This is a genomic window from Cohnella endophytica, assembly GCF_003628305.1.
Taxonomy (GTDB): domain Bacteria; phylum Bacillota; class Bacilli; order Paenibacillales; family Paenibacillaceae; genus Cohnella; species Cohnella endophytica.
The window spans coordinates 138616-153822 of sequence record NZ_RBZM01000002.1; the positions used below are offsets into that span (position 1 = coordinate 138616).

The 15207-nt window shown below is 51.9% G+C and carries 16 protein-coding genes; 1 reads left to right on the forward strand and 15 read right to left on the reverse strand.

All coding sequences use genetic code 11. The features are described from left to right. Positions 1–7: 7 nt before the first annotated feature. From D7Z26_RS02780 to yneA, 3 genes are all read right to left on the reverse strand, one after another. Entirely contained in the window at positions 8–526 is a 519-nt protein-coding gene (locus tag D7Z26_RS02780; protein ID WP_120974545.1) for a hypothetical protein, read from the reverse strand. A 104-nt stretch (positions 527–630) separates the two neighbouring features. Next, complete coding sequence (locus D7Z26_RS02785; protein ID WP_120974546.1) at positions 631–822, reverse strand: DUF896 domain-containing protein; 192 nt, start codon at positions 820–822, stop codon at positions 631–633. A gap of 137 nt (positions 823–959) precedes the next feature. Further along, positions 960–1367 carry a cell division suppressor protein YneA gene (gene yneA, locus D7Z26_RS02790; protein ID WP_120974547.1) on the reverse strand — a complete coding sequence of 136 codons (408 nt, stop codon included), beginning with the start codon at positions 1365–1367 and terminating at the stop codon, positions 960–962. Positions 1368–1534: 167 nt separating this feature from the next. On the opposite strand from yneA, the gene lexA reads away from it, so the two are divergent. Beyond that, a complete protein-coding gene (lexA, locus tag D7Z26_RS02795) occupies positions 1535–2158 on the forward strand; it encodes a transcriptional repressor LexA (protein WP_120974548.1) in 624 nt (207 codons plus the stop codon). 337 nt (positions 2159–2495) lie between these two features. Here lexA and glnA read toward each other — a convergent pair whose 3' ends face one another. The 12 genes from glnA to hfq all read right to left on the reverse strand — a co-directional run bounded on the left by glnA (position 2496) and on the right by hfq (position 15205). After that, the gene (gene glnA / locus D7Z26_RS02800; protein WP_120974549.1) at positions 2496–3824 is read right to left on the reverse strand and encodes a type I glutamate--ammonia ligase; all 1329 of its coding nucleotides are present in this window, start codon (positions 3822–3824) and stop codon (positions 2496–2498) included. Positions 3825–3854: 30 nt separating this feature from the next. Further along, positions 3855–4268, reverse strand: a complete 414-nt coding sequence (locus D7Z26_RS02805) for a MerR family transcriptional regulator (RefSeq protein ID WP_120974550.1) — start codon at positions 4266–4268, stop codon at positions 3855–3857. A gap of 102 nt (positions 4269–4370) precedes the next feature. Beyond that, on the reverse strand, positions 4371–5639 hold the full coding sequence (locus tag D7Z26_RS02810; protein ID WP_120974551.1) for a methionine gamma-lyase family protein: 1269 nt from the start codon (positions 5637–5639) through the stop codon (positions 4371–4373). A 44-nt stretch (positions 5640–5683) separates the two neighbouring features. Beyond that, entirely contained in the window at positions 5684–6976 is a 1293-nt protein-coding gene (gene hflX, locus D7Z26_RS02815; protein ID WP_120974552.1) for a GTPase HflX, read from the reverse strand. A 53-nt stretch (positions 6977–7029) separates the two neighbouring features. Then, entirely contained in the window at positions 7030–8016 is a 987-nt protein-coding gene (locus D7Z26_RS02820) for an AAA family ATPase (RefSeq protein ID WP_120974553.1), read from the reverse strand. A 74-nt stretch (positions 8017–8090) separates the two neighbouring features. Then, the gene (locus D7Z26_RS02825; RefSeq protein WP_158602165.1) at positions 8091–8741 is read right to left on the reverse strand and encodes a YdcF family protein; all 651 of its coding nucleotides are present in this window, start codon (positions 8739–8741) and stop codon (positions 8091–8093) included. Between the two features lie 29 nt (positions 8742–8770). Next, positions 8771–9331: a DUF402 domain-containing protein gene (locus tag D7Z26_RS02830; protein WP_120974555.1), complete on the reverse strand. Its 561-nt coding sequence runs from the start codon at positions 9329–9331 to the stop codon at positions 8771–8773. 226 nt (positions 9332–9557) lie between these two features. Beyond that, a complete protein-coding gene (locus D7Z26_RS02835) occupies positions 9558–10307 on the reverse strand; it encodes an ABC transporter permease (RefSeq protein WP_120974556.1) in 750 nt (249 codons plus the stop codon). Continuing rightward, positions 10276–11037 (reverse strand): ABC transporter ATP-binding protein, encoded by a 762-nt coding sequence (locus D7Z26_RS02840; RefSeq protein ID WP_120974557.1) that lies wholly within the window; start codon positions 11035–11037, stop codon positions 10276–10278. The genes D7Z26_RS02835 and D7Z26_RS02840 overlap by 32 nt, the downstream gene beginning before the upstream one ends. An 88-nt stretch (positions 11038–11125) precedes the next feature. Continuing rightward, on the reverse strand, positions 11126–12067 hold the full coding sequence (locus D7Z26_RS02845; protein ID WP_120974558.1) for a hypothetical protein: 942 nt from the start codon (positions 12065–12067) through the stop codon (positions 11126–11128). 188 nt (positions 12068–12255) lie between these two features. Next, positions 12256–14742 (reverse strand): PBP1A family penicillin-binding protein, encoded by a 2487-nt coding sequence (locus tag D7Z26_RS02850; protein ID WP_120974559.1) that lies wholly within the window; start codon positions 14740–14742, stop codon positions 12256–12258. Positions 14743–14962: 220 nt separating this feature from the next. Beyond that, the gene (gene hfq / locus D7Z26_RS02855) at positions 14963–15205 is read right to left on the reverse strand and encodes an RNA chaperone Hfq (RefSeq protein ID WP_120974560.1); all 243 of its coding nucleotides are present in this window, start codon (positions 15203–15205) and stop codon (positions 14963–14965) included. Positions 15206–15207: the final 2 nt, after the last annotated feature.

Sequence of the window (15207 nt, forward strand, 5' to 3'; positions counted from 1 at the left end):
GTTCTCCTCACTTGGCTTTTACTTCCCAATCGATATGATTTAATTCCGCGAAAGTCTTCAACCGTGCTTCCATCTGCGAGACCGGGTAACGGTTCATCAGACGCGAGAATACCCAGTTAGCGCCTTTGACCGACTCGACGATCACGTAGCCCGGCTGAATGACGATTTTGCGAATTTCCGTAGGACGCAAGGTCTTGTAACCCGTGAACTTACGAGTCTCAAGCGTATCTCGAGTGACGCTTAGGTATGGCCGGCGCAAATAATAGAATACGGCCAGCACGACATAACATCCGATCGTTACCCAGAACATCGTCTTGTCTTGCAGGAAGTTATCCGACCATGGTTGAGCTAACGTGACATACAGAACGATCAGCATTACGAGCAGGATCGGAATCACGTAATTACGTCCCTTAAAACGATCCACCTGGGGCGCATTCGGGCTAAATCCCTTTTTTCCTTCTTTCTTCCGACGTTTGTTAATTTGTTTCGAGTTTTTCGTGACCATACGTTCCCAAGAACGGGACATAAACTTCCTCCTTATATATACAGCAAACTTCGCCATGCGATTTCGCAGGTACATTACTTGACGTAAGGATTACCATAACGTTCGCATGGAAATGCGTGACTCCCTTAGTGTCTCAGCTTCGGCTCTTCGTCAACGATCTCGATGCGATCGAGCTCTTGACGGAAATTTTGTTTAAACGTGTCGAGATATTTCCTCCGGAGAGTTGCCCGTTCAGCAATCTCGCTAGCGTTCAAGCCTTCGGCTTTATTTTTACGGGATAGTTCGTTAATTCGGTTAATCAATTGTTCCCATTCCATTTTCGTACACTCTCCTTTCATTACCTCCTCTACTTTGCCACTTCCGCGGACAGGTTGTCAAGAAAAGCGAACACACAAAAAAGACCGAACGAATTCGGTCTGTCCCGCAAATGGAAAACGCTTGAAAGGTTCACTCTTTAAGGTAATATCCGTTCCGGTAGGATTAACGATTGACCGACGCGAACGGTTGTATTAGATAATCCGTTGCGTTTGGCGATTTCATGAACCGCCTGCCTCGTATCCATAGAATCTTTCTTATAAGCTCTGGCAAGCTGCCACATCGTATCCCCTGTGTCGACTGTAATAACGATCTCATTGGAAGACGCGTGAGCAACTTCGCCCGAAGATGCGAACGTATGTACAAGAGTGAAGCCGCTAAAGAGAATCAGAAAAGCAAACAGGAAGAACAGGCCCCTGGCGAATTTCCAATTGTTGGCGTTCTCTTGTCGTTTATGAACACCGATAGAACGTCGCGATGCGAACGAACCGGAATGATATGTAGTAGGAACAGCTGCGGCTTGAGATGAAACCCAAGTGTGTGTCATGAAAAGCGCCCCCAAACGTTTGTTCTCGTCTTGATGCAATCGTAACACGAACGTATGTACCTGTCAACAAAATTTGGAACATTTGTTCTGTAGAACGAATGTTTGTGCGAACTCGGGTTCTGTGTTATAATTTGTCATCATGAGCTAATACATAGGGAGGGTTTGGCGTGTCCAAGATGTCCAATCGCCAGAATTCCATACTCGAATTCATTAAGAACGAGGTACGCGACAAAGGTTATCCCCCTTCCGTAAGGGAAATCGGGGAAGCTGTCGGCCTTGCGTCCAGTTCCACCGTCCACGGTCATCTCGACCGCTTGGAGAAGAAAGGCTTGATTCGCCGGGATCCGACGAAGCCTCGCGCAATCGAGATTCTCGATGACGAGGAAAACGGTATTTACAAAATTTCTTCATCGGTCCGTCCGATTCCGTTGCTCGGTAAAGTTACCGCCGGCGTACCGATTACGGCAACCGAGAACATCGAAGAATATTATCCGCTTCCTATTAACATGGTTGGCGATCAGCCGGTATTCATGTTATCGGTCCAAGGCGACAGCATGATCGAAGCCGGCATTCATAATGGAGACTACGTCATCGTACGCCAGCAACCCACAGCCACGAACGGCGACATCGTCGTCGCTATGACCGAAGAGAACGAAGCGACGGTCAAGACGTTCTACAAAGAACGGGATCACATCCGTCTACAGCCCGAGAACTCCAGCATGGAGCCAATCAGGCTCCCGAACGTGAGCATCCTTGGCAAAGTCATCGGCTTAATTCGTTCCGTAATGTAAGCGGGCTATTCCAACAATGGCCAAGACCTCCTTCTCCGCCCTTGGCGAAGTCGGAGGTCTTTTGTTTTTATTCCTTATAATAAAACGACTTGCCGAACATATGTTCCACTCATGTAATTATCACACTAATATCCGCTTACCTCCCCGCCTTTCCGAAGCTCCATCCCTGCATAAAGACCAGATTAAGCGTATTTCAGTTTTTTTCCTTTCCTATTGTCGGCTGTAAGACGCCGCGAGCGTATTACAACACCGAATGAGCAAGGCTTGGCAAGAAAAGAAAAAAATAAAAGCCCCAAACCCGCGATAAGCGCGAGTTTGAGGCCCGAAAACAAACTTATTAATACATCGTGAGGTACTGATCGCGTTCCCATTGGTGAACTTGCGTCCGATACATGTCCCACTCGATTTCTTTTAACTCGTAGAAGTGGCTTAACGCGTGATCTCCGAGCGCATCGCAGACGACATCGTCGCGCAGCATTTCCGTCAACGCTTCTTTGAGGTTGATCGGCAAGCTTGGAATACCGGAGTCTATCCGTTCTTCTTCGCTCATGACGTAGATATTGCGGTCTACCGGAGCCGGAATCGCCATTTTGTTCTTAATTCCGTCCAAACCTGCTTTAAGCATAACGGCAAGCGCCAAGTAAGGGTTAGCTGCCGGATCCGGGTTGCGGACCTCGACGCGCGTGCTCAATCCGCGGGATGCCGGAATACGAATCATCGGACTGCGATTGCTCGCGGACCAAGCTACGTAACAAGGCGCTTCATAGCCGGGAACGAGACGTTTGTACGAGTTAACCGTCGGGTTCGTGATCGCGGCGAATCCGCGAGCATGTCTCAGAACGCCGGCCATGTACTGGCGAGCTACCGTGCTTAAACCAAGCTTATCGTTCGCGTCATAGAACGAGTTCTCGTTGCCTTTGAACAACGATTGGTGACAGTGCATGCCGGATCCGTTCATTCCGAACAGCGGCTTCGGCATGAAGGTCGCATGCAAGCCATGCTGGCGCGCGATCGTCTTCACGACAAGCTTAAACGTCTGGATCTGGTCGGCCGCTTTGATGGCGGACGCATATTTGAAGTCGATTTCATGCTGTCCCGGCGCCACTTCGTGGTGAGACGCTTCGATCTCGAAGCCCATCTCTTCCAGTACAAGCACGATATCCCTGCGGCAATTTTCCCCGAGATCGGTCGGAGCCAAGTCGAAGTAGCCGCCTTGGTCGTTCAGTTCGGTCGTCGGATTGCCTTTATCGTCCGTCTGGAACAGGAAAAATTCCGGTTCGGGACCGACGTTCATCGTCGTATAACCCATTTCTTCCGCTTCTTCTAGCGCACGCTTCAGAATACCGCGCGGATCTCCTGCGAACGGAGTGCCGTCCGGCATATAGACATCGCAAATAAGACGGGCGACCCGGTTTTCCGTCACCCACGGGAACACGACCCAAGTGCTCAAATCCGGATACAAGTACATGTCGGATTCTTCGATGCGGACATATCCTTCGATCGAAGAGCCGTCGAACATCATTTTGTTGTCCAACGCTTTCTCCAATTGGCTGAACGGAATTTCCACGTTCTTGATCGAACCGAGCAAATCCGTAAATTGGAGACGAATGAACCTCACGTTCTGTTCTTTGGCAATGCGCGTAATATCTTCACGAGTGTAGGTCATGACAGCCTCCTAGAATGCTTCGTAAGCGTATTATTTGTTCTTGAAGAACCGGGAAAGCTCGCCTTGGATGAGCGAGACTTGACCAGGCCGTTTGCCTGCCATCAATTGCTGCTTCAGCATACGATGAAGCTGAGAATCGCTCATCTCGCGCCGCTTGACCTCGGACACTTCGTTAATGATCGTTCCGTCATTTTCGTCCAGTCCTACCGGATTCATCACCTGTTTGATCCCTGCAATGTTAACGCCCTTCTCGATCAAAGATTTGATTTCCATCAAGCGTTCGACGTCATTGAAGGAAAACAAGCGTTGATTGCCGTCTGTACGGGCCGGTTGAATCAGTTCGTGCTGCTCGTAATACCGAATTTGGCGGGCGGTCAAGTCGGTCAGCTTCATTACGATGCCAATCGGAAACAATGCCATATTCCTGCGAATCTCGTCGCCCATGTCATACCAACCTTCCAACTAGCCTGTTGTAATTGTAATCACATTCATTGTAACCTCGACCACAAAACATGTCAAGGCATGTAAGGTTTGTGTAGAGGGAACTTACAAATAACCGCGTTCGCGGAAATCCGACAAAGCTTGCCTTACGGCAAACTTCACATGCGCGTAAGTAAGCCCTCCTTGCATGTAAGCGATGTAGGGTTCCCGTACCGGGGCGTCGGCCGACAACTCCAAGCTACCGCCTTGAATGAAAGTTCCCGCGGCCATAATAACGGGATGTTCGTAACCGGGCATATCCCACGGTTCAGGAACGACATGGGCGTCGACGGCTGCAGCCTTCTGGATGGCTTGCACGAAATGCACTAAAGGATCCGCTCCCGCGAAACGGATCGCTTGAATCAAGTCCGTTCTCGGATCGTCCCACTTCGGGTGGGTTTCGAAGCCGAGCTTCGCGAACATGGACGCCGCGAACACGCTACCCTTCACTGCTTGTCCCACCAATAACGGTGCAAGGAAAAGACCTTGATAGATCGAACGCGTCGTGCCGAGCATGGCGCCTACTTCGCCCCCGATACCCGGCGCGGTCATGCGGAACGCGGCCAGCTCGACCAGCCGCTCCTTGCCCGCGATATATCCGCCGCTGGCGGCAAGACCGCCTCCCGGATTTTTGATGAGCGAACCGGCGATCAGGTCGACCCCCACCTCGGTCGGCTCCATTCGCTCGGTAAATTCGCCGTAACAATTGTCCGCGAATACGATGCCGTCCGGTTTCAACGCTTTTATTCGCGTTGCCATATCCCCGATCTGCTCCACCGTGAACGAAGGTCGCCAATCGTACCCCCGCGAACGTTGGATCGCGAATACTTTCGTGCGATCGGTAACCGCGGCTTCGACCGCATCCCAATCGACGCCGCCATCGGACAGCAGAGGAACGATGACCGTACGAACGCCCCAATCCGCCAGCGAGCCTAGGCCATCCCCCGGTTTGCCGATGACTTTATGCAAGGTGTCGTACGGTTTGCCGGTAACGAACAAAAGCTCGTCGCCGGGACGCAGACAACCGAACAAAGCCGCCGATATCGTAGCGGTTCCCGATACCAAATGCGGTCTGACGATCGCGGCTTCGGCTCCGAATACTTCCGCGTATACCCGGTCCAGAACTTCCCGTCCGCTGTCGTTATAGCCGTATCCCGTCGAAGCCGCGAAATGGTAATCGCTGACGCGATGCTTCTGAAATGCCCGAATAACCTTGGTTTGATTAAACTCGACGATTCGATCCAATGTCCGGAACCTCGCGGCGACCTGCTCTTCGGCCTCTTCCGCCCATTGCTCCCATTGCCGATCGAAATCCGAATGTATGTTGTCTCTCATGCTGCTCACTTATTCTCCTTTTCCCCTTAAGCGACGATTCCGGTCTATTGCCCCATGAAGCGAAAGTCCTCCAACTCGCGTCCCGACTTCACCATATCCGCCATGTTCAGCCTAACGGTCAAGAGAAGCCAATCCTCGTCCGTATCGGAATCCGTCACCTCGCCGACCCGATAGGCGAGCGCGGCTAGATCCCCTCTAGATGCCGGAATACGGTAACGAGCTACTTCGCCGAGAATCCGATCTTCGATCGCTACGCGCAGCCGGGCCATATCTTGCTCGACGAAAGCGTTGACGCGTATCGTGTCCGACCCTCCGGTCATCATGGATAACGCCGATTCCGAGCTCAAATCGATTTTGTTATACACGATCATCGTCGGTTTACCGCCGGCGCCCAGGTCTTGCAGCACCTCTTCGACGACCTTCATCTGTCTCGCGAGCATCGGAGACGAGGCGTCTACGACATGCAGCAGTAAATCGGCTTCGACCGCTTCTTCGAGCGTAGCGCGGAAAGCGGCCACCAAATCATGCGGCAGGTTCTGGATGAATCCGACCGTATCCGTCAGAATGATCTCTTTGCCGCTCGGCAATTCCAAGTTGCGCGAAGTCGGATCCAGCGTGGCGAACAGCTTGTTTTCCGCCAGCACGTCCGCTTCCGTTAACTGCCTTAGCAACGTCGACTTGCCCGCGTTCGTATATCCGACGAGCGCCACTTGAACGGCGCCGGCTTTGCGACGTCGCTCGCGATGCAGCGTCCTATGGGCAGTTACCGCTTCAAGTTGCCGCTTTAGCTCCGTAATCCGATCCCGGATATGCCTTCTGTCCATCTCCAACTTCGTCTCTCCGGGACCTCTAGTTCCGATTCCGCCGCCGAGACGAGAGAGATTTATCCCATGTCCGGATAAACGCGGCAGCAAATAAGACAGCTGCGCCAATTCGACCTGAAGAATTCCTTCCCGCGTCTTGGCGCGCCCGGCGAAGATGTCCAGAATGAGCTGGGTTCGATCGATGATTTTCATATCGAGAGCTTCCTCGAGATTCCGAACCTGCGCTCCGGAAAGTTCCTGATCGAATATCGCCGTATCGGCGCCTGTTTCTTCCGCAAGGGCGCGGATTTCCTGCGCCTTTCCTTTGCCGACGAAATACTTCTTGTCCGGAACGTCGAGATTTTGCATTACCGTTCCGATGACCGATACGCCGGCCGTATCCGCCAATGCGACGAGTTCTTCCAAAGAATGAACCGGATCGGCTCCGGCTCTCTTAACCTTGTCGGTCACTAAACTAACGAGAACGGCTTTTTCTTGCTCGCCGGCTTGCGTTTCGTACGTGGCTTGTTTCAAAAGCAACCCTCTTTCTCAAAGCGATTCACGTCAATTCTAAGCTCATGACGACCTTATAAACCGCGAATGTCCTCCGGACGGAGCGACATTAACTCCTGGCGTCCGGGGGAACCGTTCGGATGCTGCGAGAGTAAACGCACGGCTTGGTAACGGATAGCCCGTTCCAATACGTTGCGAACAAATCGGGCGTTGCTGAAATCGTACACCGCATCCGACTTTTCTTGGGTAATTAGCTGCCTGAGCTTGAATACCGTCTGAGGGAGCAGCGTGTACTCCCGGTCTCTGGTCATGCTTTCGGAAATCTGCACGAGCTGGTCGATCGAATAATCCGGGAACTCCATCTGGATCGGAAAACGCGAAGGCAACCCCGGATTCGTCAACAAAAACGTCTCGATCTCGACCGTATATCCCGCGAGGATAAGGATGAATTGGTTCTTATAATCCTCCATCGCTTTGACGAGCGTGTCGATCGCTTCTTTGCCGAAATCCTTTTCTCCTCCGCGAGCCAAGCTATAGGCTTCGTCCACGAACAATACGCCGCCGAGCGATTTCTTGACCAGCTCTCTCGTTTTCTGCGCCGTATGCCCGATATATTCGCCCACGAGATCGGCCCGTTCCACCTCCACGAGATGACCCTTTGCCAGCAGCCCCATGCTCTGAAAAAGCTTAGCGAGCAATCTGGCCACCGTCGTCTTTCCCGTACCGGGATTTCCTTTGAAAATCATATGATAGACGTGCGCTTGCGCCTGTAAGCTAGCCTCGCTCCGATATTGCATAATCTGCAGCAACGCATAAATCTCGTAGACGAGTTCCTTGACGTTATCCAAGCCGATCATGCGGTCCAGTTCCTTCTGCCATTCGGCCCATGGGCCGGATTGGGGCAGCGACTTGACGTTGCCTGCAGCTTCCGCCGATTGCAACGAGTTAGACGCGGAATCCGTATCCGCGGAATTCCTAAGCACGACATTGATTTGCCGCGACGGCCTTTTGCTCGCGGCCGTAGCTTCCTTTGCTTCCGATGCGCTCGATTTGACGTTCATCGCGCCTCACCCCATAGCACTTAAGTCGACGAATTTGCCGCAATACCAATGTATTCCGTTCGTCCGACGGCTAGTCATAGGAAGAGCTTAGTCCCGAGCCATTTCGTATAAGCCAGCACTTCCCGTGTATTGTGATAAGACATTTTCAGAACCGTCGACTTCGTTACGGCTACCTGCACGGGCGCAAAATCCAATTTCTTCGCGATATCCGCCGCTCTGGACCCATGGTAATTGTGCGTCACGATAATAGCCGTTCGCCATCCCTGATCTTCCATCAGCTTTCTCGAATTGACCAGATTCTCGTAAGTACTGCGAGATAGCGGTTCGGCCATGATCGCCGACTCCGGAACGCCCTGTTCAAGCAAATATCTTTTCATGCCTTCCGCTTCCGTAACCGTGGCGCCGTTATCGTCGAGACCGCCCGTAACGATAATATGCTCGAACGCGCCTTCTCGATACAATCTTAAAGCCAGGTTCAATCGCTCTTGCAGCCCCGGACTAGGTTTGTCATTCCATAACGTGGCACCTAAGACGATACCCGTATCCGCGCGCGCCGAAGTCGAGACGGAAACCTCGTCTCTGACCGTTCCTTCATAGTGCGTGATCACGTAATATAAGGAAGCGCACCATGCGACGAGCGCAACGAACCCGATCGCCGCCGCCCAGAAAAAGACGCGCAGCCATTTCTTGCGCTTTCTTTTCGGAGAATAGAGGTTCGTAGTCAATTCAAATCTCCCTCTCGTGAAATCGCGCATCAGACGGTTCCTTTCTCCCAGCCCAGTTTATCCAACAGTTGTTTGCGATGAGATAAACTAAGATCGAAAAACGGGAATTTGTTCTGGTTCATCAGCTCTAATAAGCGCGCTGCCGTCTTCTGGGCCATCGCGGAATCGCGGACGGTAATCTGACCGTCGTCCAATGCTTCCTCCAGTTCGTCCTCATCCAGAAGCAAACGCTCGCCCGTAGGCAATACGACGATATCCAAGTACAGATCATCGAACCAAGGCACTTGTTGATCGGTCAGCCCTTGAATTTTGCAAATATCGATGTACCACTGCACGACTTGCCCCTTATCGTCGAACATCGTCGTCACGACGAAATGCTCTCCGCGCGGAAAATGCTGCATCCACAAATAACCGCGATCCGCCAAACACATTCTCCGGCCGTTGTACTCCTTCCACAACGGATCCCGCAGTTCATGAATGCGGTACAAAGTCACGAAACCCTTAAAGTGCGGCTCGTCCATCGGAATGCAAGCATAGCTTTTCTTTAAGATGCGCCGCCAATTGGCCCGATCCGAAAATTTACGTTTCATGAAAACTATCCTTTCCGTAAATCCAACGTTAGTGTGTACATCCCTGCCGCCGTCTAGGCGGCTCCATATACTCAAAGGTTACCACAAACTGCCTTTACGCACCAGTTAAGCGCCGCGGAGCGACATCTAAACGCAAAATAAACGAGACGTTGCAGGAGGTCTTTCCCTTCAACGCCTCGTTCGATTTTGATCGCTTGTTTCGTCTGCCAATACAATCGTAACTACTCTAGACCTCTCTGCGTTCGAATGACAAATACCCAAGCGAAACGAAGAGCACGATTCCCGATAATACAAATAATGAAGAAGTAAGCAACCTGCCTGAAGCGACCGTGTTGCTCAACCATAAAACGTACCAATCCGTATACGATGCAAGGGAAAATGCCGAGAAGCCTTTCACGAAATAGGGGGCTATTTTCGCTGCTGCATAGATAACGATCGAGAAAGTTAGAAATCCGCTCGAACTGCGGAAAAACTGGGACACCCAAGAAAAAAACGCGGCAAGCGCCAACATGGATAAGAAACCCGCAAAATATGCTTTTACGAATCCAAACCAATCCGCTAACGACTGACCGACCGATCCCGCAAGAGCGTTACAGATCAAAGTCACCGCAAGCAAAAGGAAGAGCAATGCGGCTATGGCAACCGCGAGAGCCGACAATTTGGCTAAATAGATGCGGAATCGCGTAATCGGCCGGAGCAATGATAGCTTTAAGGTTCGGGTCGAAACTTCGTGCGGGAACAATTCGGCAATCGTCAGAAACAGAAAAATCGGGATCCAAATCGCCGTATACACGCCGAGCATTTCGATCGGGAACGAGGAATTAACGGAGATGATTCCCAATACGGATTTAAGCGATCGAAAAGCAAAGGTAGCCAAGATCGGTACGACTACGGAGACGACCATAAAGATAAGCGTCGTTTTCCGGTAATACATTAGACAGAACTCATTGCGGATTGCCGCTCGTAAGCTGGCCATCGCTTATCGCCTCCTTGCTTCTCGCGAGTTGACGAATATAAAATTGCTCGAGGGTACTGCCGTCCCTTAACAAATCGGCTACCTCCCCCTCTTGCACGAGTTCCCCTCCGAAGACAATTCCGATCCGATTGCATAATTGCTCAAGTTCATGAATCATATGACTTGAAATCAGAAAAGTAATCCCCCGCTCCGAGGATAACCTTCTAACCATTTCCCTGAACAAGACGATTCCTTCGATATCCAGTCCGTTCGTCGGCTCGTCCAGCAGGACGAGTTCGGGATCCGGGAGCACGGCTGCTGCAAGCGCTAGCTTCTGCTTCATCCCGGTAGAAAAAAATTTAATTTTCTCGTGGGCGTAAGGAGATAATCCGACTTGCTCAAGCGTCTGCATGATCGCTTCGCGTCTAAGGTTAGGATAGAACCTAGCGACCAGCTTCAAGTAATCGACGGCATTCGTATACTCGTAAAAATCGGCCGACTCGATCATGCAGCCCACTTTATTCATGGCGGATTCGAACGATTCGCCGATAGAGCGGCCAAATAGGGCAATCGAGCCGCTATCCGGTCGGATGAGTCCCGTCATTAGTTTTAATAGCGTCGTTTTGCCTGCTCCATTCGGCCCGAGTAGACCGTAGACGTCTCCTCTGCGAAGCTCTAGCGTAATGTTTCGTACTCCCCTGTTGTTTCGATAAGCTTTCGATAAGTCCGCAATCGCGACGATCGGTTCCACATCGATTCCCCCTCCTCAACCGCTAAGGGCAGATGGGCTAAATAGCCGCGTCTGCCGCGACGATCGCTGTCATCCTAAAAACTATAAATTAATCGCGATGCCTTCCTTCATGCCGGTCTTGAATCGTTTGTACTTTTTTACCCGTTAAATCGATCGTATCCGGCGTCGTTTGGTCGAAACCCGATAGATGGAGATCCAAGTTCAGGTTTAATTCATGCGCGGCTCCGGAAGCATCTTTTCCGGTGAAAACGACGCTGGCTTGCTGACGTTCGATATCGCCGGCGGCGTTCACGTCGGCATTCAAGCTAATCGAACGAATATGAATTTCCTGCGTAAGGACAAGGTTTGCGGGATCGAATAGGCTCTTTCCGAACATATCCTCCGGATCTGCTATCTTCTCCGGATTTTGCTTTTCTTTTTGGTCTTTTCCTTCATGGCCGTTTGTATCGGACAGTTTTTTGAAGGCGAGCGGCGCTAGCGCTTGAACAACGGCAGGGATTTGGACGCTATCCAGCGACAAAGAAATGCTCTTAGAACCGTCCGATCGGGTATCGACGGTCACGTAATCTTTCAAATTACCTACCAACGCATCGATGACCGTCTCCGCTTGTTGATCGAGCCACGAGCTGTCCTTACTTTCTTCGGAGTTATCGCTTTCCTTGTCCAACGGGTCTTTCTTAACGAAATAAGTATCGGCGTCGCCCTTTTTCCACGCTTGTCCGTCGGTTAACGAGTAAAGCTCGACGGATTGTTCGACGCCCTTGTTACTGACTTTGAAGCTTCCGCTTTTCGTTTCCGTTTTCAAATTCGCCTTCAGATTGCCTTGCGCTTCCGTAAGGACGATGCCGTTATCCCGTAGTGTCGCCACGGCTTGGACGCTAACGCTGTTCAGCGCTTTCGTTGTTTTTAATGCCGTTTTATAGTCTTCGTAACCCGAAGTGCCCGCTAACGCCGTAAGCCCGGTTGAAAGCATGACGACGCTGCTAATGCCGATCGCGCCGCCTGTCATAAGCCATTTTTTCTTGATCATGGATATCCTCCCTAGCTTGGATTGATCTTACTCTTGTAGCGTAACCTTCAGAAATGAATGAACTGTGAATGGTCTATTAAATAAATCTTAACTTGAGCTGAAAGATGACCAAACGAAAAGAGGCGTTGCAGGGATATTCTTCCTGCAACGCCTCTTTTATATATGGCTTACGATCGTACTGCGATGCCTCAAGGCGATGGACTCGTCGACTCGCCGGGCGCCATGCCGGGCAAATCGCCCGCTGGAGGCGTCGGCGTCGGTGTTGGCGTGGGAGATGGAGTTGGAGACGCTCCGGGAACGACGATTTCGATAGGCGGCGTCTCCACCCCTCCATCGTCCGGCGGCGTAATTCCTCCGTTGCCTTCGTCGGGGGGCGGCGACGACTCCATTCCCGTCGTAATCGTAACGGTAAGCTGCTCCGAAGGATTGCTCTCCAGCTTCTTGGAAGCTTGATAAGCCGTTACGTAATAAGTGAACTTCCGATCCGGCAAAATCGCGAAGTCGTCGTAAGCCGGTTCCGCGGTTTCAGCCATCAATCGCGCCTCCGCTTCCCCGTCTCCTTTGCGATATATTTTGTACGTTATGCCTTCTCCCGTAACCGGGCTCCACGTGAGCTCGACGGACACGGATTCCGGCGAGTAGGCTGCCATAAATCCGCTCACGCCGGGAAGTTTCTGGGCTTCCTCTAAGCCGGACGGAATCGGGAAGCTTTGTTTCTTGATTCCTTCGAGAGCCTTGGACATGACCGCGGAGAACATCTTCGCAGCTTGCGAACTCGATTTCGAGAGCAAATGCTCCTTATCCGTCTTGTCGTACCCCATCCAGACGGCGGCCGTCCATTCCGGCGTAAAACCGACGAACCAGTTGTCGCGGTTTTTGCTCGTTCTATAATTCGGAATGCCCGCTTGGGTCGTACCTGTCTTGCCCGCGACCGTGCGTCCGCTAATCGCGGCGCTAACGCCGGTTCCGCCTTTTTGGACGACGCCTTGCAGCAAGTCCCTAACGTAATAGGCGGTTTTCTCGTCCATGACTTGTTTGGCGGAGGACTCGTCGTATTGATAAATGACCTGATCCTTGCTGTTCTTAATCATCATAATGCTATGCGGGTCTTCCAGCTTGCCTCCGTTGGCGAACGCTCCGTAAGCCCTGACCATCTCGAGCGGCGTTACGCCCTTCGTCAAGCCGCCGAGCGCCGTCGCCAAGTTTCGATCTTCTTTCTCGAGCTTGATCCCGAGATTGTTAGCGAAAGCCAGACCTTTGCTGATGCCGATCTCGTTGAGCAGCCATACGGCCGACACGTTGCGCGATTCCTTGATCGCTTGCCGCATCGGAATCGCCCCAAGGTAGTTGCCGTTCGAGTTGCTCGGACAATAGGTGCCGTTTCCGAAGCATTGCTTCACGTCCTGCACGATCGACCAAGGGAAGAAATCTCCGGTTTCGATCGCGGGACCGTAATCCATGATCGGCTTGAACGACGAACCAGGTTGCCGCTTCTCGACGACGCGGTTCGTTCCCGTTTTCTCGTAATTGCGTCCGCCGACCATGGCGATGAGCGATCCGTCGTGTTGGTCCATAATTACCATCGCGCCTTGAACGATCCGTTCGTCCGGTCCTTTCTCGAAGCGATCGGCGTTCGCGAATTCCTTCTCCATCGCGAGTTGGGCTTTCGTATTGATCGTGGTCGTGATCTTATAGCCGGCGCTGCGCAGCTCCTCCTCGCTCAGTCCGGTTCTCTCTTGAGCCTCGTCGAGCACGAAATCGAGATAAGTCAAATATTTCGCGTCTTTGCTCGCCGCCGTTCCCTTCGGCTCATAATCCACGTCCGCCGCTTCCGCGCGCTCCGCTTCGGTAATGAGACCTTGGTCGAGCATCAGCTTGAGCACGACCCCGCGACGTTCCTTCGATTTCTCCGGATTGCTGACCGGATTATAAGTTCCGGGCGCTTTCGGTATACCTGCAAGCGTCGCCACCTGCCATAATTCCAGTTTATCGAGATCGGACACTCCGAAATAAAATTTCGCGGCCGTCATTAATCCGTATTGCCCTTTGCCGAAGTAAATCCGGTTCAAATACAGCTCGAGAATCTCTTCCTTGCTCTTCTGCTGCTCCAACGCAAGCGCGATGGACGCTTCGGTACCTTTACGGAAGGCGGTTTTGTCCGCGTTCAGGAACAGGTTTTTGGCCAATTGCTGCGTGATCGTACTTGCACCCTCGACGGCGCTTCTCGCGATAACGTCCTTCACGAGCGCCCGCCCGATGCCTAGCAGATCGATGCCGCTATGCTCGTAAAACCGTTTGTCCTCGGTTGCCACGAAAGCATTCTGCACGATTTTCGGAATTTTGGTGATCGACACGAATTCCCGATTTCCTTCCGGCGTGTATAGCTTAGAGACTTCCTTCCCGTCCCTGTCGTAGATGATCGACGCCTCATCCAAATTCAATTTATTGATATTCGCGCTCAAGATGCGTTGGCCGTTCAGAATAATCAACAAGTAGCCGACGACGGCGCAGACGACCGCGAACAAGACGACGAAGAAAATCCAGATCAACGCGCGCCTGCCCCTGCCTTTGCGAGGTCCTTTCGATTTGCCGCCTCCGTTACGTTTTCCTTTGCCCACGCCCGTCCTGCTTCTACCGGCATTTCCGGTTTGGTTACGCTCTTCAGGTTGGTTCATCCTGCTCTCCCCTTCTATCGATAAATCTCTCTAGTCTATAACTTACCCAACATATTCAACTTCACCCGAGTAAAAACGCTAACCGATCAAGTCCTCCCGAGACCGTCTTCGCCATAAAGAAAGAACAACCCGCTGACGGGTTGCTCAAGTGCCGGCCTATTGTGTTAGACGCTTATGGCTGGGGAAAAGTTTCACAAACCCGGCATCTTAGGATGCCGGATCAGTTGTCAGATCCGCTGTCTTGCTGCATGAGGGAGACGTTACGCTGCGGCATAAACGTGCTGATCGCATGTTTGTATACCATTTGCTGGCGCCCCTCGCTGTCGATTACGATGGTGAAGTTATCAAAAGCGCGGACGATGCCGCGGATTTGAAACCCGTTGGTCAAATAAACAGTGACCGGAATGCTGTCTTTGCGAAGTTGATTGAGAAACGTATCCTGGATGTTAATGGACTTGTTCATTG